This is a genomic window from Desulfovibrio piger (genome assembly GCF_900116045.1).
Taxonomy (GTDB): Bacteria; Desulfobacterota; Desulfovibrionia; order Desulfovibrionales; family Desulfovibrionaceae; genus Desulfovibrio; species Desulfovibrio piger_A.
Genome location: NZ_LT630450.1, coordinates 1,436,271 through 1,459,879 on the forward strand (window position 1 = coordinate 1,436,271; position 23,609 = coordinate 1,459,879).

Consider the following 23,609-nt stretch of genomic DNA (forward strand, 5'->3'; position numbering starts at 1 on the left):
GCCCCGTAGCACACGACGGACCGCAGCACGCACTTTCCCTGCCGCCCTCTCCTCTCACAAGGTTACACGCGGCGGCGGAACATCCACACCGCCACGCAGACGCAGACCACGGTGATGGCGCAGATCTTGAGCAGGCTCACGGAAGCGGCCTCGAAGGTGATGTCGCGCAGGAACACGCCCTGCACCAGAGTGGTGAAATGGCGGATGGGGTTGAGCTGGCTGCCGTGCTGCAGGACCACCGGCATGTTGATGACCGGCGTCACGGCCCCGGAAAGCAGGATGCAGGGCACGCCCACGGTGAAGGCGCCCAGAAAGGCCTGCTGCTGGGTGGAGGACAGGGAGGAGATCATCAGGCCGATGCCGCCCGCCGCCAGCGAGAAGATGAAGACGGCCACATAGAGCAGCACGACCGAGCCCGTGAAGGGCACGCCGAAACCGAAGACCGAGACCAGCAAGAAGATGGTGCCGTGGGCCAGGCCCACCACGCAGCCGGGGATGAGCTTGGCAAGGGCGATCTCGGTGGGCGTGGCCGGCGAGACCAGCAGCTGATCGAAGGTGCCCGCCTCGCGCTCGCGGGCGACGGACAGGCCCGTCACCACCAGCCCCAGCATGAAGCTCAGCATGCCGATGAGGTTGGGCAGGAAGAACCACTGGAACTCGAAATTGGGGTTGAACCAGCTGCGCTGCCGTATGTCCAGGCTGCCGCCGCCCGCCGGGGCGGCCTGCCGCCCCGGCGGTGTCTGCGCGGCCACCCCGGCCAGGATGGTCTGCACATAATAGGCCGCGATCTGGGCCGCATTGGAGCGTCTGCCGTCCAGCAGCAGCTGCACGGTCACGGGCTCGCCGCGTGCGGCCCTGCGGGAGAACTCCGCATCGAAGACCATGACGAACAGGGCCTTTTCCTGCTCGATGGCCGGGCGCACCTCCTGCTGCCCGCGCAGGAAGAACACATGCCGGAAGGTGGGCGAGCCTTCCAGACGGCGCACGATCTCCCGGCTCAGGGGGCCGTTGTCATGGTTGAGCACGGCCACGTCCACATGGCGCACTTCCATGGTGGCGGCCCAGCCGAACACGACGATCTGCATGAGCGGCGGCACGATGATCAGCATGCGGGAGACGGGGTTGCAGAACAGGACCAGCAGCTCCTTGCGCACGATGGCCAGCATGCGCCGGACAGGGAGCGGGAAGACATCACGCGGCATCAGACATCCAGCCTTTTGACCAGCTTTTTGTAGACCAGCCCCAGCATGAGCAGGGCCAGCAGGCTCATGGCCCCCAGACAGGGCCAGAACAGCTCCCAGACGTCCCCGGTCAGGAAGAGCGTCCGCAGGCAGGTATTGAAATAGCGGGCCGGCACCAGATGGGTGATGGCCTGCAGGACGGGCGGCATGCTGTTGATGTCGAACACGAAGCCCGACAGCAGCAGGGCGGGCAAGAAGCCGGAAAAAAGCCCGGCCTCGGCGGCCTGCAGCTGGCTGTGCAGGCTCACGGAGATGAGCAGGCCCTGCCCCAGGGCGCAGAGCATGAACACCGAGGAGATGAACAGCAGCGCCCCCACCGAGCCCCGGTAAGGCACGCCGAACAGGGTCACGGCGGCCAGCGCGCACAGGCCCATGCTGAACATGCCCATGCAGTAATAGGGGATGAGCTTGCCGAGCAGCATCTGCCAGCGGCTCACGGGCGTGGCCAGCATGGCTTCCATGGTGCCGCGCTCCCATTCGCGGGCAAAGACCAGCGAGGTCAGCAGAGTGCCGATGAGCGTCATGATGACCGTGATGGCCCCGGGCACCAGAAAGCGCTCGCTCTTGGCCGTGGGATTGTACCAGTAGCGCTCCTCGATGCCCACCGGGCCGGCCTGCGGCACGCCGCCCGCCTGCCGGGCCCCCTGCCAGCGCAGCAGCACGGCCTGCGCGTAGCTCTGGATGAAGCGGGCCACGTTGGGCTCGGTGCCGTCCACGATGAGCTGCACGTCCGCCGTGGTGCCCCGGTCCAGCTGGGCGTCGAACTGCTGGCCCAGCACCAGGATGCCCTGCACGGAGGATTCGCGCATCAGGCGCTCTCCCTCGCGCATGTGGCTGATGGAACGGATGACGAAGTGCGGCGAATGGGCAAAGTCCGTCAGCAGGGCCCGCGAATGCCGGCCGCCGCTCTGGTTGAACACGGCCAGCTGCAGCACGCCCGCGTCCAGGGTGATGCCGTAGCCGAAGAGCAGCAGGAACAGCAGGGGCAGCACGCCGGCCACCAGATAGGACGAAGGGTCCCGCACGATCTGCTGGAACTCCTTGCCCACCAGGGCCAGCAGCTGCCGCACCCAGAGGCGGCGTGACAGACGTTCTCGCATCAGGCTCCTCCCTCTCCCGGCCCGCCGTTGCGGATACCGGATTTCCCGATCCTCTTGCCCGCCCCGCACGTGCCCCGCCGGCCCGGCACCGCGCCCCGGGCACCCTGTCCTGACAGCCGGGACCGCCCCGGGACCGTGCCCGACAGACGGCAACGCCCCGCGGCCATCAACGCACGGAGGCCGGGAGCGCCTTGCCCCGCGGCCGGGCCGGGCATCCCCTACTGCGGATGCTCGGCATCATAACGCCGGATGCTGGCGATGAAGGCATCTTCCAGCGTGGGGTCGTCGGGCATGCCCGCCATGCCCCGGCAGGAGGCCTTGAGCGCATCCGGCGTGCCCATGCTGATCATGGCGCCCCGGTAGATGAGGGCCATGCGGTCGCAGTATTCGGCTTCTTCCATGAAATGCGTGGTCACCAGCACCGAGGCCCCGGCCCCGGTCATGGCCGTGATATGCTTCCAGAAGTCCCGGCGGGTGCGCACGTCCACGCCCGATGTGGGCTCGTCCAGGAAGAGCACCGGCGGCTCGTGCAGGGTGGCGCACAGCAGGGCCAGGCGCTGCTTCTGCCCCAGCGGCAGGCTGAGGGTGCGGCTGTCCAGATAGTCCGTCAGCTCCAGGGCCTGCGCCAGCACGGGCAGCAGGGCCTTGCGGCGTTCCGGGGCCAGTCCGTACAGCTCCGCACAGGTGAGGATGTTCTCGCGCACCGGGATGTCCAGATACAGGGAAAATTTCTGCGCCATGTAGCCCAGGCGCGAACGCGCCGCGCTGCCCGCACGCAGCAGGTCCACGCCGTCCACGCTGCACTGGCCCGACGTGGGCCGCGACAGGCCGCAAAGCATGCGGAAGGTGGTGGACTTGCCCGCGCCGTTGGGCCCCAGCAGGCCGAAGATCTCCCCGGCGCGCACCGTGAAGCTGATGTGGTCCGCCGCCGTGAACGTGCCGAAGCGCTTGGTCAGCCCCTGCGCCACGATGCGTTCCGGCGCTTCCACGCTCAGCCGCGCCACCTGCCCGCCGCCGTCGCCTCCTGTCCTGCCGTAGGGCGACGGTTCCTGATTGAGCCCGCCCACCATGTGCATGTAGGCGTCTTCCAGACGGGCGGGGACGTCCTCTCCCCCGGCCTCGCGCACGGCGGCCCGTGTGCTTTCCGGGGCGTCCTGTCCCAGCAGCACACGGATGCGGCTGCCCTGCATCAGGGCGTCTTCCACGCCCGGCGTCCGCGTCCAGCGGGCCAGGGCCGCCTTGCTGCCCTCGCTGCCCGGCGGCACATGGAACACGCGCCCTTCCACCCGGGCGGTGAGCCCTTCGGGCGGGCCGTCGTAAAGGATGCGGCCGCCGTCCAGCATGATGATGCCCGGACAGCGCGCGGCCTCGTCCAGATAGGCCGTGGACCAGATGACGGTCATGCCGTCGTCGCTCAGCTCGCTGACCATCTGCCACAGCTCCTGCCGCGACAGGGGGTCCACGCCCACGCCGGGCTCGTCCAGCAGCAGCACGCGCGGCGCCCCCAAAAGGGCGCAGGCGATGCCCAGCTTCTGCTTCATGCCGCCGGAAAGGCGCCCGGCCAGACGGCGGGTGAAGGGCCCCAGCGAGGTAAAGGCCAGCAGCCTGTCGAACAGGGCGTCGCGGGCCTCGCCCTCCAGGCCGCGCAGACGGGCGTGCAGGCGCAGGTTGGCCATGACGGAAAGGTCTTCATACAGGCCGAAACGCTGCGGCATGTAGCCGATGCTGTTGGGGGCGTCCGCCGCCACCTCGCGGGCGGGACGGCCGAACAGCAGGGCCTGCCCCGCCGCCGGTTCCATGAGCCCGGCCAGCAGGCGCAGCAGGGTGGTCTTGCCCGCGCCGTCCGGTCCCACGAGACCGGTGATGCGCCCGGCCGGGATGCGGGCATCCAGACCGCGCAGGGCCTCCACGGCCCCGAAGCGCATGACCAGGCCGCGCAGTTCCACGGCGATGCCGTCCTGCGGCGCCACGGCGTCCTGCACAGCCTCAGGGGCGGCAGCGGCCTGCCGGCCTGCTCCCCCGCCCCTGCGGCCGTCACCGGCATGACCGCCCGCAGGACGGGCCGTATCCGGCTCCGCAGCTGCCCGGCGCCGCCACCAGGCGGACCAGAAGGACATTACGGCTCCACCAGGGTCACGGTCACGGGCATGCCCTGCCGCATGACGTTGTCGGGATCGTCCACCTGCACCCGCAGCCGGTAGACCAGCGAGGTGCGCACTTCCATGGTCTCCACGCTCTTGGGCGTGAACTCCGCCGCCGGAGAGATGAAGCCCACCCGGCCCGAAAATTCCTTGTCCGGCACCGCATCCACGCGCACCCGCACGGCCATGCCCGGCTTGATGCGCCCCAGCTGCGGCTCGTCCACATAGACGCGCAGCCACACCGGATCCACCAGGCTCAGGGTGTACACGGTCTGCCCGGCCTGCACGATGGCCCCGGCCTCACGGGCACGGGTCAGGACGATGCCGTCCTGCGGCGCGGTCAGCACGGCGTCACGCAGCCGGATCTCGGCCAGCTCCAGCGCGGCCGCCGCGGCATCCACCGCCGCCCGCTGGGCCAGCACCTCTTCCTCGCGGTAGCCGGACAGCAGCATGTCCAGCTGCTCCTGCGCCGAACGCAGTTCCGCCCGGGCCGACCTGTCCGAACTGCGGGCGTTGTCCAGCTCCTTCTGGGAGATGGCGTTGCGTGCGCGCATGGCGCTGACGCGGTTCAGATTGATGGCCGCATTGTCGGCCACGGCACGGGCACGGGCCACGGCGGCACGGGCCTGCTCCACTTCTTCCGTGCGGTAGCCGCGCTCCAGGCGCAGCAGCTGGGCCTTCTGCCCGGCCAGCTGGGCCGCACTCTGGTCCCGCTGCTGGCGCAGCAGGTCATCGTCCAGACAGGCCAGCTCCTGCCCGGCGCGCACGCTGTCGCCTTCGTCCACCAGCACCCGGGCGATGCGGCCGTCCACACGAAAGCTCACATCCACCTGGCGGATCTCCACATTGCCGTACAGCACCAGGCTCCCCTGCGTCCCGTCCCACAGAAAATACCAGCCCAGCGCCACGACCACGCCCGCAAGCAGCACCGCTGCCAGAATCTTTTGCCGCATATCGTCTCTCCCGCAGGGAGCCCGGGACAGGAGGGCAGCCCCTCCCGCGCTCCGCGCAGCCCCGGACAATGTCTCCATACAGGCCCCGGATCGGGAATCCGGCATGATGCCGGCCGGATGCGACCGCCAGGGCCCTCAGGGCAGGCAGCATACGAAGATTGTCCCGCCCTGTCCATCCGGGGCGGGGACGGGGATGGCGGGTCCCCGTCTTCGGACGCGGACAGGGGATCCCCTGCCTGGCACATGAAAAACGGTGCGGGCCCCGCAAGGAGGCCCGCAGGAAAGCGCGGGGCAACACGGCCTGACGGTCCTGATGCCTGCGCTGTCAGGCCCGCGGCAGGGGCCTAACGGAACGTGGCGGCCTGGGTGAAGGCCCAGTCACGATGACGGACGGCGGCATGACATTCGATACATTCCTTTTCAAAGGACGCGTCCTTGCCGTAGGGGGTGCGGTCGGGCCCTTTCCAGCGGGCCCAGCCCCAGCCGGTACCGTTGGCGGCGAACTTTTTGCTGTCCTTGAACATGAACTCGGCGTTCAGGAGCTTGCCGGGCACCACGGCAGCGGGCCAGTCTTCCTCACTGGTCTCGGTCCAGGCCACCTTGGCGATGATGGCGCCGTCGGGCCAGGGCGAAGTCTGGCCGCTGCGGGCCGCCTTGACGGCGATGTCATTGCCCAGGATGACGCGCATGCTTTCCCGGTCCAGACGGTGGGAAATGGAGATCACCGCCCAGTTTTCAAAACCTTCCGGGATCTCGAGGCCATTGGGGGCGGGGGCCGGTTTCTGTTCCTCCGCGACAGTCGGCGCCGCACACAGGCTGAACAGGCACAGGGCGGACAACAGGGGGGCAAACTTCATGTCGAACCTCCGTAAAAGCGGCATGCATGTCCTGTGCGGGCCATCCGGCGCAGGGCATGGTGCCAAGTTATGGAAATAGTTATTTATACTACTTATAAATGAAATGAGATGTCAACTTCTTTTTCCCGCCCTCGCATGTCCTGCTGCCGCAGGCACGGCCAAAAACAAAAAGCCCGTCGCAGGACACGACGGGCCGGGAACATGGACGGGAACACCGCTGCCGTTCAGGTCAGCACAGCGGGAACAGGGGCGGGCTCACGCAGGCATGGCGGCTGCGCGGGGCCTTCCCGGAGGGATCAGCGGTCTTCCTCCTTGCGCCGGGCGGGAAATGCTTCCAGACGCTTGTCCCCGGTACCCGGGGCAGGACGACGGGGCATTCAGCCGCAACCGCCATTCTTGAAGACCCAGCGCATGACGAGCAACATGACGATGATGCCGATGACGGCGAACAACGGTCCAGGCATATGACCTCCCGGGCATGATGCATGCCCTGTGGTTACGGGTTATCCCGGCAGCTGCGCCTGGGCACGCCAGGCGGCCAGCGCTTCCGGGAAGGGAGAGAGCACGCGTTCCAGCACGCCCTGCGCCAGCGAGATGCACATGCCGTAATTGGTCATGGGCAGCCCGTGGGCCCGGGCTTCGTCCAGCCGGGCCAGCATCTGGCCGCGCGTGATGGCGCAGGCGCCGCAGTGCACCACCGCGGCCGCGTCTCCCGCATATTCGGTGAATTCCTTGCCGGCCAGCATGGGGGTCTCCACGGGGCCGCCGGCCAGCCGGGCCAGCAGACGCGGGATCTTCACGCGGCCGATGTCATCTTTTTGCGCATGGTGCGAGCAGGCCTCCTGCACCAGCACGGTCTGGCCGGGCCGCAGACGGGTCAGGGCCGCCGCCCCCCGGGCCAGGGCCACCAGGTCGCCCTTGGCGCGGGCCATGAGGATGGAGAACGTAGTCAGGGGCACGGACGGCGGCGTCAGGCGCGCGGCCACATGCACCACCTGCGAATCGCAGACCACCAGATCAGGCGGCTCCCGCAGGGCGGCAAAGGCCTGCGGCAACTGCTCTTCCGTCACCACAAGGCACAGGCAGCGGCCGTCCAGGCTGTCCCGGATGGTCTGCACCTGCGGCAGGATGAGACGGCCCTGCGGCGCCCCGGAATCCAGCGGCACCACCAGCAGCAGCGTGCCGTGTTCCGGCAGCAGGTCATGCACCAGCGGCGGCTGCTTCAGGGTCCCGGCCGGAGCCAGACGGGCCAGCGCGGCCCGGATGCCCTCCAGTCCCCAGCCTTCCCGGGCCGAGGCCCAGAGCACGGGGACCATCGCGGCAAGGTCCGCAGGGCGCCATGCCGCATCACAGGCGTCCGCCGCCCCGCGGCTGTTGACCACCACGGCAAAGGGGATGCCCGCAGCGGCCAGACGGGCGGCGGTGTCGTTTTCCACAGCCTCCCAGCAGGGACCGTCCAGCACCAGCAGGGCCACGTCCACCCGGCGCATGGCCCGCAGGCTGCGCTCCACCCGCCGGGCCCCCAGCGGGGCATCCAGATCGTCCAGCCCGGCCGTATCCAGAAAGACCACCGGTCCCAGGGGCGCCATCTCCAGCGTTTTTTCCACCGGGTCCGCCGTGCTGCCCGGCGTGGGGGAAACGATGGCCACGTCCTGCCCCACCAGCGCGTTGAGCAAGGAAGACTTGCCTGCATTGCGCCGCCCGAACAGGCCGATGTGCAGGCGCAGGGCCTTGGGACTTTCGTTCATGCCGAACTCCTTCTGATGGCCGCCGGTCATGCCGGACGACACTCCGTAACTTGTATGCTGAAAAAATCCTGATGCGGACGAGAGGCCGACAGGAGAGGTCGATGCCTCCAGCCGCCCTCACGGCCTTTCCTTCCAGATATAGGGACGCTGCGGGCACCTGTCCATGCCGTCATCCCTGAAAGAGCATAAAACACTGCACCGCCGCAAATCCCGCAGCCGCTTGCGGCAGTCCCTTCCCGCTCCCCGGCTGTCCCGTCACAGCCCCCTGTCCCCCCTGTTCCACACAGGCCCTGTACTGCATCTCGACATGAAGAACACGCCGGGGGACTCGTCCCGATCTTCCTCCGCGCCCCCGAAAACATCGGCTTCGCAGCAATCGCAGCCTTTGTAACGGCAAGGCTTCCCCGCGCCCGTAAACATCCTCAAGGGCATCCCGCCATGTCCCCGCCCTCACAGACGAAGACGGGGACCTGCCATACCGATCAGAACAACGTTTTTTCGGGGCTGGAGGGGGTACGGGGGAGGAAGGGGCAGTTTTTACAAAAAACGCCCTTTCCTCCCTCGTCAAAACCTGCCTTCCTCCCCTGCCCAAGCTTCCGGCAGCGCATGCTCCAGCCCGGCGCCCGCGATGGCGCGCCGCACGGCGTCCATGTCCACCACAGCCTTGTGGTCGTAGATGCGGTAGGCGGCCCGGCGCGCCGCCGGGGTGAAGGAAGGCATGAGCACGTTGCCGCCCGCGGCAAGGCCCTGCCGCTGTCCGTCTTCGGGGCGCAGGCTGGCCAGCGCGGTGGTGGCGGGCAGGTTGGCCCAAGGCAGGGCCAGACGCAGCACGGCCATGACCCGCAGGCACAGCTCCGTGGAGCCGCGCGGCTGCCGCCCCAGAGGGGTGTCGGCCTGGGGCACGAAGGGCCCGGCCCCGCACATGGCCACGCGCATGTCCCGCACCAGCAGGATGTCGTCCACCAGACTTTCGGGGCGCTGGCCGGGCACGCCGACCATGAAGCCGGAGCCCACCTCATAGCCCAGTTCCGCCAGCCAGGAGAGGGCCCGCAGCCGGTCGGCCAGCCGATAGCCGGGATGCAGGGCGGCATAGAGACGGGCATCGGCGGTCTCGTGCTTGAGCAGGAAGCGGTCGGCCCCGGCCTCACGCCACAGGGCGTACCATTCGCGCGGCTGCTCGCCCACGCTCAGGGTCACGGGCAGGCCGAAGCGCTCCTTGAGGCCGCGCACCACCTGGGCCAGCCAGAGGGGGTTGCGGGCCGTCTCGCCCGATTGCAGCACCAGCGTGTCCACCCCGGCGGCCACGGCCTGCGACGCGGCCCGCAGCAGCTCCGCCGCCGACAGGCTGTAGCGGGCCAGGTGCCTGTTCTCGTGGCGCAGGCCGCAATAGCGGCAGTTGCGGCGGCAGACATTGGAAAACTCCAGCAGACCGCGCACATGCACATGCCGCCCCTTGTGCCGCAGACGGCACTGGTGCGCCAGGGCCCGCAATTCCGGCCAGGGCAGGTCGAAAAGCAGCTCGCGCACTTCGGCCCGGGAAAGGGCGGGGATGGACGTGGGGGCAGCTGAAGAACGGGCGGCCTCGGGACTGGCCGTCACGGGGGAGGACGGCGGTGCGGATTCCGGCATGACGGGATCTCCTGGGAAGAGCGGCGGGACAGGAAGGGCCTGCCCGCGGGAAGGATGGACGGAAAAGGCGGCCAAAACACGCGGAGGACGCCCGGGGCCGCTCCCGGCGGACAGGAGCAGCCCCGGAAAGGATACCGCCCTAGAAGCGGAAGTCCCGCTGCCCGGCCTCGATGGCGCTCAGGCACCGGATGGTGCGGGCGCGCACCTTGTCGCTGGGGATCTTGTCCAGTTCCTTCGCGATCATGTCCAGGCCCACGGCCCGGGTGGCGGGCGAGGCATAGTCCTGCAGATATTCCTTGAGGGTCAGCAGGGCATTGGGGTGGCAGCAGTTGAGGATCTGGCGGCTCTTGCACAGGCTCATGAAGCGGTCGCCGGTGCGGCCCTCGCGGTAACAGGCCGTGCAGAAGCTGGGGATGTGGCCCTGATCCATGAGCCAGCGGACCACCTCGTCCAGGGTGCGGCGGTCGCTGACATCGAACTGGGCGGAGTTCTCGTCCTCGGGTTCGGGCTCGCAGTAGCCGCCCACGCTGGTGCGGGACGCGCCGCTGATCTGCGAGACGCCCAGGGGCAGCACCTTTTCGCGCACGGCCTGGCTCTCGCGGGTGGAGATGATCATGCCGGTGTAGGGCACGGCCACACGGATGCAGGCGCAGATGCGGGCAAAGGTCTCGTCGTCGATACCGTTGTCGAAGACGTCGGGGTCGATGTCGTCGGCCTTCTTGATGCGCGGCACGCTGATGGTGTGCGGGCCCACGCCGTGTACGGCCTCCAGATGCTCGGCATGCATGAGCAGGGCCGCGAACTCGTAGCGGTAGCCTTCCAGGCCGAAGAGCACGCCCAGGCCCACGTCGTCGATGCCGCCCTGCATGGCGCGGTCCATGGCTTCGGTATGCCAGGCGTAATCATGCTTGGGGCCCGCGGGATGGAGCTTTTCGTAGCTCTGCTTGTGGTAGGTCTCCTGGAACAGGATGTAGGTGCCGATGCCCGCCTCCCTGAGCATCCGGTATTCCTCCACGGTGGTGGCCGCGATGTTCACGTTGACGCGGCGGATGGCCCCGTTCCTGTGACGGATGCCGTAGATGGTGCGGATGCAGTCGAGGATGTAGCTGATGGGGTTCATGGCGGGGTGCTCGCCCGCTTCCAGGGCCAGGCGCTTGTGGCCCATGTCCTGCAGGGCGATGACCTCGCGGGCCACCTCCTCCTGGGTCAGCTTCTTGCGGATGATGTGCTTGTTGCGGGCGTGGTAGGGGCAGTAGACGCAGCTGTTGACGCAGTAATTGGACAGGTACAGCGGCGCGAACATGACGATGCGGTTGCCGTAGAACTCGTGCTTGATGCGGTTGGCCAGCCGGTACAGGGCCTCCACCCTGTCCGGCAGCTCACAGGCCAGCAGGACGGAGGCTTCCCGGTGGCTCAGGCCCTTGCAGAGCGCGGCTTTGGCAAGGATGCCGTCGATGAGCCCGGCATCGCGGGCATGTTCCGCCGCCCAGGCAAGGGTCTCCTGCACCTCTTCGTGATCTATGAATTCTTCGGCATGCAGGGAATGGGGATCGTACATGGCAAACCTCTCTGGCGTGCGCCGTTTTCGGACAGGACACAGGGCTCGACAGAGAGGAACGGAAACCGTCCCAGGGTCAGGTGGCCCCCTTTCCGCAGACGGCAGGATGGCTAGAATTTCTGTTCGTAAGGATAGGGAGAAGCGGCGAACATCTCTACATCACGGGGATTGGGGAACGTTCCCGCCTCCACCAGACGGCGGTACCCGGCGGACCGGTCCGTCCAGCGGGTATGCAGCAATTTCTCGGAAAGCGGGCCCAGCGGCTGCTTCAGATAGGCGGCATACAGTTCCCTGACCTGGGCGTTATCCTGCGAGGCCCGCACGGGAAAGGCGGCATCCGCACCGTAGACTCCGTTGATGCGGTCCAGCATGTAGTCCCTGATGTCCCGGAACCTGGCTACGGCCACACCGGCCATGCGCAGACTGATCATGGCGCCACCCGCGACCGCACAGGCCGCACGCAAGAAACCGCGACGGGTCAGATGCGTCATCTTCATGGTGTATCCTCCTAAACTTCCGCGCGGTCAAGACGTTGCCGCAGCGAAGCATACAGACTGGTGGCACGGCGCTGGGCCTGCTCCAGCAACGTGGGCATGACAGGCTGCCCGCCGCCGCAGACGCAACCTCCGGGACAGGCCATGAACTCGATGAAGTGATACGGCGACCTGCCCGCACGCACCTCATCACACACTTTTTTGAAACGTCTGGCTCCATGGACCACAGCTACGCGCAGCTCCGTGCCCTTGATGGTCAGCGTGGCTTCCTTGAGGCCGTCCAGTCCGCGCACGGCCCTGAAATCCCAGCTCCGGGGCTTGCCGCCCGTGATGGCTTCATAGGCGTAGCGCAGGGCGGCTTCCATGACACCGCCGCTGACGCCGAAGATGGTGGCCCCGCCCGACGATTCGCCCATCAGGCTGTCGCGGCCGCCATCGGGCAGCGAGGCAAAGTCGATACCGGCTTTCTTGATGAGCCAGGCCAGCTCGCGGGTCGTGATGGTGGCGTCGATGTCGCGCCGGCCACTGGCCGCGAGCTCAGGCCGCAACCCTTCGTATTTCTTGGCGATACAGGGCATGATGGAGACGGTGTAGACCGTATCGGGAGCATAGCCCATGCGCTCCGCACCGTAGGTCTTGGCCAGGGCACCGTTCATGCCTATGGGCGACTTGCAGGACGAGAAATGCGGCAGCAGGTCGGGATAAAAGGTCTCGGCATATTTCTGCCAGCCCGGACAGCAGGACGTAAACTGGGGCAGGTCGCGACGCGCGGCCAGGCGTTCCACGAATTCCGAGGCTTCTTCCCAAATGGTCACGTCCGCGGCGAATTCCGTGTCCCAGCAATGGGCGAAGCCCAGGGCTTTGAGCGCGGAGAGCATCTTTCCCGTGCTGACCGAGCCCACCGGCAGGCCGAAGCAGTCGCCCAGGGCGTAGCGCACGGCGGGCGCGGGCATGGCGATGCAGCGGATATCCTTGCGGACAAGCGCCGCTTCCAGCTCGGGAATCCAGCTCTGTTCCTCATAGATGGCCAGCTCAGGACAATGGGTCAGGCACTGGCCGCAGTTGATGCAGGCTTCGGGATGCGGGATGGCGTGCTCGCGCCCCACCTCGCCAAAGATGGCCCCTGTGGGGCAGTACTCCTGGCAGGTATCACAGCCGACGCAACGTTCGGCATCGATCTGCACGAACGGCAGGGTACCGGGATGCGGCCCCGGCTGCGGCACATGCGGCACATAGCCGATATGCTCCATCTCGATGCGCTTCATGAATCCTCCTTGGGGGAAAGCTCTCGCCCGGCGGCAGTAAGCAGGACGCTGCGTACTTTCACACCGGGGATGTTCCCCAGTTTTCCGGTCATCGCCCCGAGGGCATCCGTATTGCCGTCCACCAGCAGGGCGATGATGCTCAGGCCCCGCTCACGGTACGGCACGCCCATGCGCCCCACCACCAGATCAGCGTACTGGCTGATGATGCTGTTGACGGAAGCCGCCCGGGCCTGCCTGTCGTGGATGGCGAGGGCCACCACACCTATCCGTTTTTCCTGACTGACCATGTCGTATCCGTGTCCCCAGGACAATGAGACGCGGCGGCACGGCCCCGGCACCCGGTGCGCCGGTCCTGGCCGGCTTGCGGCCCGCCCCTGCGGGCCCGCCGCGCGATATATGCCTGCACACGGCCCCTGCCTGCATCGGATGACAATGCCCGGAAAGCGCTCAGGGGATACCGGTGGCAAGTCGGCATCCCCTGAGCTGTCTCCCCGACTGCCAAAAAAAGGGAGACAGGGGGCGTATGCAATCGTGTTATTTTTTATAAAAACGTGTTACCAGTTTTGTAGCCTCCCCTCTTCCCCGTGTCAAGGGAGACAGAAAAAAAGCCGGGAAGACGATCATGGATCATCCTCCCGGCACATAACGTCATCATCCGTCTGCCGCAGGCCCGGACGGGCGCCCCGAGCGACGGCAGCAGCAGGCGCTCGCAGACGATGGGGCGCCGCCCTCCCCTATACCTTGCCCCTGGCGGCAAAGTTCTCCACGGCCCTGGCGCCCTTGGCGACGGGCATCACCACACCGGCGCCGCCCACGCAGCCGCCCGCGCAGGTCATGACTTCCACCAGGTTGCCGGGGCAGCCGCCCTTGACGAAGGACTGCAGTTTCCTGAGGCCCTGGGGAGAAAGGCCGTTGACGGACACGGGCCGCACCTCCATGCGGCCGCCCACCATCTTTTCCACGGCGGCGGCCACACCGCCCGCGATGGCATAGCCGCGGGCCTCGTTGCTGGGGCGCTCCAGCTCGTGTTCCTCGCACTCTTCCACCACGATCCCGCGGGCATCGAACAGGGCCCCCACTTCCTCGAAGGTGAGCACATAGTCCACCATGTCGTCGTGCAGGCCTTCCTGGCGCTTGGCCACGCAGGGGCCGATGAAGACCGTCACGGTACCGGGATGGCGCTCGCGGGCCAGTTCCGCCGTATAGTGCATGGGCGTGGCCGTTTCCGACACATGGGGCAGGAGCTCGGGCGCATGGCGGCGCACGGCTTCCACATAGGCCGGGCAGCAGGACGTGGTCATGAAGCTGTCACCGCGTTCCATGCGTTCCACGAATTCCGCGGCCTCGCGCTGCGAGGTCACGTCCGCGCCCAGGGCCACTTCCATGACATCGGAAAAGCCCAGACCGCGCAGGGCCGTGACGATGCGGGCCGGGCCGCCGGGGAACTGGCCCACGATGGCCGGAGCCATGAGGGCCGTCACATGGCGGCCGCCGGCCAGGGCGCGGAGCACGGGCAGCACCTCGCTGCGCTCCATGACCGCCCCGAAGGGACAGGCACGCATGCAGCGGCCGCAGCTGGTGCACTTTTCAAAGTCGATCTCGGCACGGCCCTTGTCGCCCTTGTGGATGGCGCGCACCGGGCAGGCCGTCTCGCAGGGGACGTTGAGGCGCACGATGGCATGGTAGGGGCAGGCGTCCATGCACATGCCGCAGTTGCGGCACTTGTCGGGGTCGATGGTGGAGCGGCCGCGGGAGAAGGAGATGGCCCCGAAGCGGCAGCTGCCGACACAGGAACGCGCCACGCAGCCCTGGCAGGCATCGGTCACATAGTAGCGGGCCCGCATGCAGCCCTGGCAGGCGATGTCGCAGACCGTCAGGATGGGCCAGTTGGGTTCCGTGCGTTCCAGGGCCTCTTCGGCATAGGCGCGCAGCGGGATGGAGTCGTCCGTCTCGTCTTCGAGGCGGAAGCCCATGGCGGCGCGCAGGCGCTCGCGCAGGATGGCGCGGTCCTTGTAGATGCAGCAGCGGCTCATGATCTCGCTGCCGCGCGGGCGCATCAGCAGGGGGATGCGGTCCACGTCTTCCGGCAGGGTCCCGGCCCAGAACGAACGGGCCAGACGTTCGATGACGCCGAGGCGCAGCGAACTCAACATATTGTCACTCTTGGTAGCAGGCATGGTCTCTCCTTGCGGCGGAACGCCCGGATAAGGATGACCGTCCGGGCATGCGGACGGTGATGGCCGGAACATCCGGCACCAGGGACAGGCGCCCGGAACAGGCGCGACAGGACAGGAGCGGCCCCGGCCGCACCGGGCCTGCCGGGGGCGGGGAAGAGGAGGCACGGCGCATGGAACCGTGACCATAAAACTGTTTAATCAAACAAACAATTTTTGCAATGATAGCGATTTTTTTCACATATTGCAAGCGGGCCCCGGCGGCCCGGGAACGGCCCCGCCCCGCCGGGCCTAGCGGCGGCCGGGAACAGGCTTGCGGCTGCGCATGAGCGGCTTGCCCAGATGCATGTCCTGGGCGATGGCCTCCACCTCGCGGGCCCGCTCGTCCGTGCCGCGCAGGACCACCATGACCAGATAAAGCTTGCCGCTGCGCTCCATGCGGGTGCGCAGGCCGCGCCCTTCCAGGCGCTGGCGCAGATCGTCCACGATGCCGGCATCACGGAAGGCCCCCAGCTGGAAGACGAAATCATACATGTCGGTGGGGGTGGGCGGCGGCGCTTTTTCCCCGGCGGGCACGGCAGGCTGCATGCCCGGGGGCATGGGCGGATAGGCCGGGGCCTCCCCGGCCGCCGGTCTGGGCGCCTGGGCGGCGGGCAACGGCGGCGAGACAGGCTCCAGACGCGCGCCGGGCTCGGCACGCAGGGCCCGGGAAAAGCGCAGCTCCGAGGCCGCCAGCACCGAGGCCTCGGCCAGGGCCTCCGCCGCACTGTCCGCATCGGCGGCCTGGCCCTCCCCTGCGGCGTCATCCTTTTGTCCGTCCGTGGCAGCGGCCGCGGCCAGGGCCGCACGGGACTCTTCAAGGCTGCTGGCCCACTGGGCACGGCCGGTCATCACCCCGCCAAGATAGGCGAGGACGAGGGCCGCCACAAAAAGCACGCCGGCCGTCACCAGGACCGGCAGGGTCAGTTGCAGCCCTGCGGCGGGCGTCTGCTGGGGATGATCCTGCGCGCGGCGGGACGAGGACATGGCGGCTCCTTGGAAAAACGGCATGGGAAAAAGGGCGGACAGCCCCGCCCGACTGATTCCTATACCAGCCGGGGCGGGCAGCGTAAAGGCCCCGCGCCGCCACAAAACTCCCCGCCTGCCTGCCCGCACCGGCGGCAATGCCTTGCGGCCCCGGCGGGCCTTTGCTACACCTACAGCATGCCGCGCGCTGCTGTGCGGCCCGATCCTGCCAACTACGGCCGCCGTGCCGTCCCAGCCCTTCAGGACTGCAACCTGACGAGGTCCGACATGTTCCATCCCTGCCGTCTTCTTGTTCTGCTGACCCTTGTGCTCGCCTCCCTGATCGCGTCCTCCCCGGCCTTCGCGGCCCGGGACACCCAGGAAGACGAAAAAAGCCTGACCATCCGCAACGAAAGCGCCGAAGAGCTGCTGAGCATCCGCTTCACCGTGGGCAACCAGGCCAACTATGCCCGTCTCGACCTCCTGCCCGGCGGCGAGGACCAGCTGCTCAACCCCGGCGGCACCGCCGACCTGCGCATGGACATGGGCCTGTACCTGTGGGACTTCGGCAAGGTCCGCCTGGCCGGCATCCAGAGCCTGACCCTGTGCGGCGAGCATCATCCCTGTCTGCTGGTCCGCGGCCTCGACGGCAAGACCAGCCATATCACCGGCACGGAAAAATCCCTGCTGCCCGCGGAAGATGCCCGGCCCGTCTGCGCCCTGGACAAATTCCGGCCCGGCATGCTGATGAAGGACGCCTGCGCCCTGCTGGAAAAGGATCCCCTGCGTGACGACAGCGGCGCCGTGCTGACCAGCCTGGGCTTTGCCGACATGGTCTGGGCCGCCCGCCTGACGCCCTACACGCCCGGCGACGACAATGTGGAGACGTTCCCGGTCAAGGCCGGCGGCGAGGTGCTGGAACATGTGGAACTGCGCCAGAAGCTCAGCGACCAGCGCCTGGACGCCCTGCTGGCCAGCCTTTACGGCATGGGCTACCGTCCCTGGCAGGCCGAGCTGCCGGGCCTGGACATGAACTTTACCGAGATGCCCGTGGCCGACCAGAAGCGGCAGATGGAGATCCTGCACATGGCCCTGGGCATGCTCATGAACGCCCCGCGCGGCGACGCCTGCATCATGATGGCCCCCGGCGACATGCTGCCCGACCTCATCAGCGACACCCCCCGCAAGGACGTGCAGCTCTTCACCATCACCGTGCGCCGCCCCACCGCCACCCTTATCGTGGACATGACGGCGTACAGCGCCTCGTTCTAGCGGATACGGACGATCCCGCCATGAAGGGCCTCCGCTCCCCTCAGGGGGAGGGAGGCCTTTTTTACGCCACCGCACCGGGGCGGACAGGCCGGAAGGACGCCCGGACGGAACGCGCGCTCCGCATCGTGCCGCCGCGACGGGCAGCGGGCCGGGCGGACGCCCCGTACGGTCTTTTTCCTGTGGCCCGCCGAAAAAACGAAAAGCCCCCTTTCGCAGGGGGCTTCTGCATTCCGAAGATGCGGGCCGGGCTTACAGCTTGCCGGCGCGCATGTCGCGCAGCCACTGGTACCAGCCTTCCAGGCCGGAACCGTCACGGCAGGAGACCTCGAACACGGCCAGTTCCTTGTTGAGGCGGGTGGCAAAGTCCCGCGCCCGTTCGCGGTCGAAGTCCACATAGGGCAGCAGGTCCACCTTGTTCAGCACCATGGCCTTGGCCAGGTTGAACAGCAGGGGGTATTTTTCGGGCTTGTCGTCGCCTTCGGTCACGCTCAGCAGGGCCACCTTGGCGTCTTCGCCGCAGTCGAATTCCACGGGGCAGACCAGATTGCCCACGTTCTCGATGAACAGGATGTCCACCCCGTCCAGGTCCAGGCTCTCCAGGGCCGTCATGATCATGTTGCTGTCCAGGTGGCAGCCGCCGTCGGTGTTGATCTGAACGGCCTGGGCGCCCGTGGCCGCCACGCGGCGGGCATCGTTGTCGGTCTGCAGGTCGCCTTCGATGACGGCCATGTGGAACTCGCCGGCCAGGTCATGCAGGGTGCGTTCCAGCAGGGTCGTCTTGCCGGCGCCCGGCGACGAGATCAGATTCAGGGCCAGGATCTTGCGCTCGCGCAGTTTCTCGCGCACGCTGGCCGCTATCTTTTCATTGGCTTCCAGAACGTTGCGCACCACAGGAATTTGCATCGTTTCCTCCCGGGACTCCGGCCCTTTTCCTCAGGGCCCGCCTGGCGGCGGCATGGCCGCAGGCCGTCGGTTTATGAATCCTGGCCCCCGCTGGCGGAGGCTTCCAGATGACTGATCTGCAGCTCCTTGCCCTGCTCCACCGTGTGACCTGTCAGGGCGCCGCACGCCGGGCACGGCTGCCAGAGGGCTTCCTGCCCCTCGCCGCCAAAGGTCCGCCCGCAGGCGGAACAGCGCAGCCGCAGGGGAAGGGACACCACTTCGAGCCGGGCAGCCGCATGCGGGCCGCCCTGCACCAGGGCCTCGAAGCAGAACTGCAGCGAGTCCGGCACCACGCCGGCCAGGGCGCCGCATTCCACACGGATGAGGTCGAGCCGGTCACAGCCCTGTCTGGCGATCTCTTCCAGAGCTATGTCCAGGATGCTTTGGGCGATGGACATTTCGTGCATGATGCGCCGATGCTAGCGCAAAGCCCCCGGCGCGTAAAGGGATTTGGCAAATCTTGCCATTCGGCACAAATCATGTAGAGTTTAGCCGTGCCTGCACAGGGGGCCCATGACCCGCCCCGGCCCGGCAAAGCTCTCCCCGCTGCCGGGGCACACGCATCATGGACCGCAACACGCGATCTTCCGCCGGGAACATCCGGCGGACATCCGGCCCAAAGGCACAGGAGCCTACTGGCATGAACAAGATCTTTCTCTGGATAGTCCTCGCGGTCATCATCCTTGGCCTGCTGCTCATCCTGCTCAACACGCGCATGGGCCAGTCCGGCGACGCCCAGGCCCCTGCCGACAACAGCGTCTCCGCCCCCGTGACGCCCGCGCCGCCCGTTGCCCAGCCCCCCCTGCCCGTGACGCCCGGCAGCCCTGCCGATGGTGAAAAACTGGCCGCCGCCGGGGTCAAGCCTTCTCCCGCCGCCGTGGAACGCGGCTTCGCCTTCGATACCGGGGAAGAAACAGCGGCCGCGACGGCCGGGGACACGGCTCCCGCAGGCCCGGGCATGGCCCCGCCCGCCGCTGCCGGCCATGACGAAAAGGCCCGGCCTGTCCCGGCTCCTGCTCCGGCGGAGAAAAAGGCGGAAAAGCCCGCCGCCAAACCCCAGCCCGCGCCCCGCAAGGCGGCCCCCGCCCCCAGGGAGCAGACCATCACCAACTTCGTGGTCTTCGTGCGCGACGGCGGCGCCACCATCCGCCTGGACGCCTCGTCGCCCATCCGCTTCAAGCATCTGGAGCTGACCAGCCCCGCCCGCGTGGTGGTGGACCTGCACGGCACCTGGAAACTCAGCGAGCCCGGCGTGCCCAAGGGCGAGATGGTCAAGGACGTGCGCCTGGGCAAGAAGGGCGGCGACACCCGCATCGTCATCGACCTGCACGCCAAGGCCAGGACCCGCTACATCCTGACCAGGGGCAAGAAGCGCCTGGACATCCGTCTGGACAAGACCAAGTGATTTCCCGCAGCTAACGATAAAAAACGGCAGGGTCTCCCGCGAGACCCTGCCGTTTTTTCGCATCTGGAAAAGGGAGGCTCACGCCTCCCCTTCCTTTATTCCTTTTCCATTTCCCTGCCGCGCTGGTCGGCGGCCAGCACCGCGTCCACCAGCAGGCCGGAAAGGCCCGCCCTGTCCAGGACATTGACCCCGGCGATGGTCAGGCCGCCGGGCGAGCAGACCTGGTCGCGCAATTCCATAAGCGGCGTGTCGCTGCGGGCCGCCATGACGGCCGAACCTTCGAACAGGGCCGCCACCATGTCGCGGCATTCCTTGCGGCCCAGGCCCAGGGTGACGCCGGCCTGCACCAGCCCCTGCATCATGCCGAACACATAGGCAGGCCCGGCGCCGATGAGGGCCGAGAAGGCCGTGAAGCGGGACTCCGGCAGCTCCAGGCAGACACCCAGCTGGCTGAAGAAGCGCAGGATGTCCTCCTTGCCCGCCGCCGGGACCTTGTCGTCGAAACAGAGGGCGAACACGCCCTTGCCCACCAGCGCGGGCGTGTTGGGCATGCAGCGCACCACGGGGCAGCGGCCGCCCACGGCCGCCTGCAGACGGGCGATGCTGATGCCCGCCGCCACGGAGATGACCACCGTGTCGGGCCCGAAATCGGGCGCCATCCCGGCCAGCAGGGCCTCGATCTGGTAGGGTTTGACGGCCATGACCACATAGCGGGCCTTGCGGGCCAGCTCGCCGGCCGAATCCAGACGGGTGACGCCCGCCGCTTCCAGAGGCGCCATGCGTGCCGCCGTGCGCGTATGGCCATACAGGGTGCAGTCCAGGGAAGAAGCGGCAAGACCGGCCAGGATGGCCCCGCCCATGTTGCCGCAACCCACACAACCGATGCTCATGCTCATGTTCGTTCTCCATCACCGCCACAGGCGGCTGTCAGCCGGGAAGCGCGCCAGACGCTCCCGGAAAGATCACTCCGGCCTGCCGGCCTGCCCGGCACGCAGCTGGGCCAGGTGCCAGACATAGCGCCGCAGGGGCACCACGGCCACGCCCTCGCGGTTCTCCCAGCGTTCCAGGGCCCGCAGGGTCGAGTCGTGCGGGTGCCCGATGGCGATGGCGATGCCCTGCCTGCGGGCCAGACGGGCGGCCTTGTCCAGCGCTGCCAGCACCTTGTCCGTGCCCTGGGGATCGTCCAGAAAGACATGGCGGCTGGCCGTGACGATGCCCTGGCGGACCATGCTGGTCTCCAGCTGGCTGTTGCCGCGGGTGACGCTGTCCAGCACGAACAGCCCGCGCCCGTAGGCCAGGCCGGCCAGCACGCGGCAGGCATCGCGCCGCCCGGTGAACCCGGACCCCATATGGTTGTTGAAGCCCAGGGCCGTGGGCACCTGTGCCAGCGCCCTGTCCAGGGCGTGTTCCATGGCATAGGCGTCCATGTCCGTTTCCAGCGCTCCGGGGCCCGGATCGGGCGCGGAGCCGTTCTTGCGGGGCATGGCCTCCATGGGCATGTGCAGCAGGACGTCCATCCCCATGTCCCGGGCCACCTGCTGCACAGGACGGCGGGCGGGCGCATGGGGCCAGAGGGCCAGGGCCACGGGGAACGGCAGGCTGGCCAGCTGCTCCGCCGGTTCCAGCTTCTGGCCCATATCGTCCATCACCAGCACCAGGGCGGGCTCGGGCATGGGCCGGGAAAGCGTGGCCAGCATGGCCTCCCAGCCGGGGAAATGCAGGACGAGGCAGGTACGGCCATCCACGACGGCTTCCAGCACACCGTCATCCGTCCAGCGCAGTCGGGGCAGGGGCACGTCATCGGCCAGCAGGCGCCCGCCGTCAGGGCCGGTACGCAGGACCTCCTGGCACAGCCGCTCCTGCAGGGCCAGGGCCAGCCGCAGGGGGGCGCCGTCGCCTTCCACGCGGTAATGCCGGGCCTCCTGCTCCGAGAAGCCGGGCATGGTCAGCAGACGGCAGCCGGGCATGACCCGGGGCAGGGTCTGCCGCATGAGATCGTCCAGACGGTCCCGGTGCCGCAGCCAGTCACCGGTGGCCAGCACGGGCTGTCCGTCCCCGTCCACCAGCACGGCGCCTCCCTCCCGGGAGACCAGCCACAGGCAAAGGCCCAGACACAGGCAAAACCACAGGACACCGCCCAGCAGCAGGCGGGCCGACGCACACGGCCCCCCGGGGAGGGCGGCATGATCGCCGCCGTCCGGGGGGCCGGGATGAAAGAAAGGCACGCGCACAGGGTCCCTCCGCGCCGGACGCAGGCCTAGCGCCGGATCTCCTGGATGCGGGGCAGGCCCTTGACCAGCTGCAGGGCCATGCGCAGCTGGTTGTCGCGGGCCAGCTGTTCCGCGGCATCGTCACGCTTCTTGCTGCTCGCGGCCTTCTTGCCGCCATCGGCGTTCTCCAGATGGCCGCTCAGGTTCTGTTCGCGCAGCAGGATGCGGGGCTCGTCGGCGTCCTCTTCATGCGGGCGCTCGAAGGGGATCTCCAGGTCGGGCACGATGCCCTCGGCCTGGATGGAGCTGCCGCTGGGCGTGTAGTACAGGGCCACGGTCAGCTTGAGGGCCGAACCGTCGGACAGGGGGATGATGTTCTGCACCGAGCCCTTGCCGAAGGAACGCTCGCCGATGATCAGGGCGCGCTTCTGGTCGCGCAGGGCGCCGGCCACGATCTCGGAGGCCGAGGCCGAACCAGCATTGATGATCACCACCACGGGCACGTCGATGTCCCCGGCCTGGTCCTTGGCCTCGTAGATGCGCTCCGGCACGGGGCCGCGGCCCTGGATGGACACGATGGTGCCCTTGCTCAGGAACATGTCGGAAACGCTCACGGCCTGGTCCAGCAGGCCGCCGGGATTGTTGCGCAGGTCGAGCACGATGCCCTTGAGGCCGCCTGTCTTGGCGCATTCGCGGGTGGCCTTCTTGAGGGCGTCGCGCAGGTCCTCGTCGGTCCGGCCGGAAAAACGGGTGAGGCGGATCCAGTAGTAGCCGTCTTCCAGCGGCTTGGACTTCACGCTGACCAGCGGGATGGCCTCACGCTTGACCCGGACGGTCTTGGGCGACTTGGAGGTGCTGTGCAGGATGCCCAGCTCCACTTCCGTGCCCTTGGGGCCGCGGATGCGCGAGACCACGTCCTGCAGGCTCAGCTCCTGTGTGGGCTGGCCGTTGATGGTCAGGATGATGTCCCCGGACTGGAGCCCGGCACGGTAGGCGGGCGTATCCTCGATGGGCGTCACCACGGTCACCTGGCCGTTCTCCACCGTGATCTCGATGCCGATGCCGGTGAACTCGCCGGAGGTGGTCTCCTGCATCTCCTTGTGCTCTTCGGGCGTCATGAAGGTGGAGTGCGGATCAAGGCCCTGCAGCATGCCCTTGAGCGCACCGTCCAGCAGTTCGCCCTGGTTCACGTCCTTCACATAATAGCGGTTCACCAGATCCAGCACCTGGCTGAAACGGCGCAGGGCCTCAAAGTCCTCCTCGACCTTGTCTTTGTCGGCCCTGGCGGCAGCGGTGGCTCCCAGCGGGCAGCAGAGGGCCAGCACGCAAAGGAAAACGGTCAAACGGAACAGAGCTCGCATGGATTGCCTCCCGAAAAGATCATACGGACGCAGGCCGCTCCAGCCGGGACCGGCGGGGCAGCACACAGCCTGCCGGGCCGCCTGCGGAACGGCCATAGTTACCTTTTTCAGGTCAAAAAGCAATGACGGCGGGCAGCGGGAAGACAGGCGCGGGACGACGCCGCGCGCCTTGCCGCCTGCGGCAGGGACCAGGATGCCGTCCCCGGGGCCCCGGCCGTCCCCGGCGGGCCCGTCGGCCGCCCTTTGGCGGTATC

The 23,609-nt window shown here is 67.9% G+C and carries 20 protein-coding genes; 2 read left to right on the forward strand and 18 right to left on the reverse strand.

The window, feature by feature from the left end:
* Positions 1-62: 62 nt before the first annotated feature.
* The 13 genes from DESPIGER_RS06680 to DESPIGER_RS06740 form a co-directional block, all read right to left on the reverse strand.
* Positions 63-1,202, reverse strand: coding sequence for an ABC transporter permease (locus DESPIGER_RS06680; protein WP_072334682.1), 1,140 nt, complete (start codon positions 1,200-1,202; stop codon positions 63-65).
* Entirely contained in the window at positions 1,202-2,341 is a 1,140-nt protein-coding gene (locus DESPIGER_RS06685) for an ABC transporter permease (protein ID WP_072334685.1), read from the reverse strand. The genes DESPIGER_RS06680 and DESPIGER_RS06685 overlap by 1 nt, the downstream gene beginning before the upstream one ends.
* 218 nt (positions 2,342-2,559) lie before the next feature.
* Positions 2,560-4,458 (reverse strand): ATP-binding cassette domain-containing protein, encoded by a 1,899-nt coding sequence (locus tag DESPIGER_RS06690; RefSeq protein WP_197678000.1) that lies wholly within the window; start codon positions 4,456-4,458, stop codon positions 2,560-2,562.
* Positions 4,458-5,435: an efflux RND transporter periplasmic adaptor subunit gene (locus DESPIGER_RS06695; RefSeq protein ID WP_072334688.1), complete on the reverse strand. Its 978-nt coding sequence runs from the start codon at positions 5,433-5,435 to the stop codon at positions 4,458-4,460. The genes DESPIGER_RS06690 and DESPIGER_RS06695 overlap by 1 nt, the downstream gene beginning before the upstream one ends.
* Positions 5,436-5,779: 344 nt before the next feature.
* Complete coding sequence (locus tag DESPIGER_RS06700; RefSeq protein WP_083575325.1) at positions 5,780-6,292, reverse strand: cytochrome P460 family protein; 513 nt, start codon at positions 6,290-6,292, stop codon at positions 5,780-5,782.
* Between the two features lie 503 nt (positions 6,293-6,795).
* Positions 6,796-8,040, reverse strand: coding sequence for a [FeFe] hydrogenase H-cluster maturation GTPase HydF (hydF, locus tag DESPIGER_RS06705; protein ID WP_072337605.1), 1,245 nt, complete (start codon positions 8,038-8,040; stop codon positions 6,796-6,798).
* Between the two features lie 564 nt (positions 8,041-8,604).
* On the reverse strand, positions 8,605-9,669 hold the full coding sequence (gene hydE, locus DESPIGER_RS06710) for a [FeFe] hydrogenase H-cluster radical SAM maturase HydE (RefSeq protein WP_156831645.1): 1,065 nt from the start codon (positions 9,667-9,669) through the stop codon (positions 8,605-8,607).
* 139 nt (positions 9,670-9,808) lie between these two features.
* Complete coding sequence (gene hydG, locus DESPIGER_RS06715) at positions 9,809-11,227, reverse strand: [FeFe] hydrogenase H-cluster radical SAM maturase HydG (RefSeq protein WP_072334691.1); 1,419 nt, start codon at positions 11,225-11,227, stop codon at positions 9,809-9,811.
* Between the two features lie 110 nt (positions 11,228-11,337).
* The gene (locus DESPIGER_RS06720; protein WP_072334694.1) at positions 11,338-11,724 is read right to left on the reverse strand and encodes an iron hydrogenase small subunit; all 387 of its coding nucleotides are present in this window, start codon (positions 11,722-11,724) and stop codon (positions 11,338-11,340) included.
* Positions 11,725-11,735: 11 nt separating this feature from the next.
* Positions 11,736-12,986 (reverse strand): [FeFe] hydrogenase, group A, encoded by a 1,251-nt coding sequence (locus DESPIGER_RS06725; RefSeq protein ID WP_072334697.1) that lies wholly within the window; start codon positions 12,984-12,986, stop codon positions 11,736-11,738.
* Positions 12,983-13,273 (reverse strand): TM1266 family iron-only hydrogenase system putative regulator, encoded by a 291-nt coding sequence (locus DESPIGER_RS06730; protein WP_072334700.1) that lies wholly within the window; start codon positions 13,271-13,273, stop codon positions 12,983-12,985. Before DESPIGER_RS06730 ends, DESPIGER_RS06725 begins: the two co-directional genes overlap by 4 nt.
* A gap of 447 nt (positions 13,274-13,720) precedes the next feature.
* Positions 13,721-15,163 (reverse strand): monomeric [FeFe] hydrogenase, encoded by a 1,443-nt coding sequence (locus tag DESPIGER_RS06735; RefSeq protein WP_072334703.1) that lies wholly within the window; start codon positions 15,161-15,163, stop codon positions 13,721-13,723.
* Between the two features lie 288 nt (positions 15,164-15,451).
* A complete protein-coding gene (locus DESPIGER_RS06740; protein WP_072334705.1) occupies positions 15,452-16,186 on the reverse strand; it encodes an SPOR domain-containing protein in 735 nt (244 codons plus the stop codon).
* Between the two features lie 267 nt (positions 16,187-16,453).
* Between DESPIGER_RS06740 and DESPIGER_RS06745 the strand changes: the two genes are divergently transcribed.
* A complete protein-coding gene (locus DESPIGER_RS06745) occupies positions 16,454-17,437 on the forward strand; it encodes a hypothetical protein (protein ID WP_072334708.1) in 984 nt (327 codons plus the stop codon).
* A 249-nt stretch (positions 17,438-17,686) separates the two neighbouring features.
* Here the strand turns inward: DESPIGER_RS06745 and hypB are convergent, their stop codons facing one another.
* Together hypB and DESPIGER_RS06755 are read right to left on the reverse strand one after the other, a co-directional pair.
* Positions 17,687-18,340 carry a hydrogenase nickel incorporation protein HypB gene (gene hypB / locus DESPIGER_RS06750; protein ID WP_072334710.1) on the reverse strand — a complete coding sequence of 218 codons (654 nt, stop codon included), beginning with the start codon at positions 18,338-18,340 and terminating at the stop codon, positions 17,687-17,689.
* 71 nt (positions 18,341-18,411) lie between these two features.
* Complete coding sequence (locus tag DESPIGER_RS06755; RefSeq protein WP_072334713.1) at positions 18,412-18,786, reverse strand: hydrogenase maturation nickel metallochaperone HypA; 375 nt, start codon at positions 18,784-18,786, stop codon at positions 18,412-18,414.
* 233 nt (positions 18,787-19,019) lie between these two features.
* Here DESPIGER_RS06755 and DESPIGER_RS06760 point away from each other — a divergent pair, with 233 nt between their 5' ends.
* Complete coding sequence (locus DESPIGER_RS06760; RefSeq protein ID WP_072334716.1) at positions 19,020-19,784, forward strand: AMIN domain-containing protein; 765 nt, start codon at positions 19,020-19,022, stop codon at positions 19,782-19,784.
* A 95-nt stretch (positions 19,785-19,879) separates the two neighbouring features.
* Here the strand turns inward: DESPIGER_RS06760 and proC are convergent, their stop codons facing one another.
* The 3 genes from proC to DESPIGER_RS06775 form a co-directional block, all read right to left on the reverse strand.
* Positions 19,880-20,680 (reverse strand): pyrroline-5-carboxylate reductase, encoded by an 801-nt coding sequence (gene proC, locus DESPIGER_RS06765; RefSeq protein ID WP_072334718.1) that lies wholly within the window; start codon positions 20,678-20,680, stop codon positions 19,880-19,882.
* Between the two features lie 66 nt (positions 20,681-20,746).
* Positions 20,747-22,015: a divergent polysaccharide deacetylase family protein gene (locus tag DESPIGER_RS06770; protein ID WP_231927540.1), complete on the reverse strand. Its 1,269-nt coding sequence runs from the start codon at positions 22,013-22,015 to the stop codon at positions 20,747-20,749.
* 26 nt (positions 22,016-22,041) lie between these two features.
* Positions 22,042-23,355, reverse strand: a complete 1,314-nt coding sequence (locus DESPIGER_RS06775) for a S41 family peptidase (protein WP_072337611.1) — start codon at positions 23,353-23,355, stop codon at positions 22,042-22,044.
* Positions 23,356-23,609 lie beyond the last annotated feature (254 nt).

Coding starts and splice junctions, on each gene's coding strand:
- DESPIGER_RS06680 (WP_072334682.1), bottom strand. CDS start 1,202: ATGCCGCGTGATGTCTTCCCGCTCCCTGTCCGGCGCATGCTGGCCATC.
- DESPIGER_RS06685 (WP_072334685.1), bottom strand. CDS start 2,341: ATGCGAGAACGTCTGTCACGCCGCCTCTGGGTGCGGCAGCTGCTGGCC.
- DESPIGER_RS06690 (WP_197678000.1), bottom strand. CDS start 4,458: ATGTCCTTCTGGTCCGCCTGGTGGCGGCGCCGGGCAGCTGCGGAGCCG.
- DESPIGER_RS06695 (WP_072334688.1), bottom strand. CDS start 5,435: ATGCGGCAAAAGATTCTGGCAGCGGTGCTGCTTGCGGGCGTGGTCGTG.
- DESPIGER_RS06700 (WP_083575325.1), bottom strand. CDS start 6,292: ATGAAGTTTGCCCCCCTGTTGTCCGCCCTGTGCCTGTTCAGCCTGTGT.
- hydF (WP_072337605.1), bottom strand. CDS start 8,040: ATGAACGAAAGTCCCAAGGCCCTGCGCCTGCACATCGGCCTGTTCGGG.
- hydE (WP_156831645.1), bottom strand. CDS start 9,669: ATGCCGGAATCCGCACCGCCGTCCTCCCCCGTGACGGCCAGTCCCGAG.
- hydG (WP_072334691.1), bottom strand. CDS start 11,227: ATGTACGATCCCCATTCCCTGCATGCCGAAGAATTCATAGATCACGAA.
- DESPIGER_RS06720 (WP_072334694.1), bottom strand. CDS start 11,724: ATGAAGATGACGCATCTGACCCGTCGCGGTTTCTTGCGTGCGGCCTGT.
- DESPIGER_RS06725 (WP_072334697.1), bottom strand. CDS start 12,986: ATGAAGCGCATCGAGATGGAGCATATCGGCTATGTGCCGCATGTGCCG.
- DESPIGER_RS06730 (WP_072334700.1), bottom strand. CDS start 13,273: ATGGTCAGTCAGGAAAAACGGATAGGTGTGGTGGCCCTCGCCATCCAC.
- DESPIGER_RS06735 (WP_072334703.1), bottom strand. CDS start 15,163: ATGCCTGCTACCAAGAGTGACAATATGTTGAGTTCGCTGCGCCTCGGC.
- DESPIGER_RS06740 (WP_072334705.1), bottom strand. CDS start 16,186: ATGTCCTCGTCCCGCCGCGCGCAGGATCATCCCCAGCAGACGCCCGCC.
- DESPIGER_RS06745 (WP_072334708.1), top strand. CDS start 16,454: ATGTTCCATCCCTGCCGTCTTCTTGTTCTGCTGACCCTTGTGCTCGCC.
- hypB (WP_072334710.1), bottom strand. CDS start 18,340: ATGCAAATTCCTGTGGTGCGCAACGTTCTGGAAGCCAATGAAAAGATA.
- DESPIGER_RS06755 (WP_072334713.1), bottom strand. CDS start 18,786: ATGCACGAAATGTCCATCGCCCAAAGCATCCTGGACATAGCTCTGGAA.
- DESPIGER_RS06760 (WP_072334716.1), top strand. CDS start 19,020: ATGAACAAGATCTTTCTCTGGATAGTCCTCGCGGTCATCATCCTTGGC.
- proC (WP_072334718.1), bottom strand. CDS start 20,680: ATGAGCATGAGCATCGGTTGTGTGGGTTGCGGCAACATGGGCGGGGCC.
- DESPIGER_RS06775 (WP_072337611.1), bottom strand. CDS start 23,355: ATGCGAGCTCTGTTCCGTTTGACCGTTTTCCTTTGCGTGCTGGCCCTC.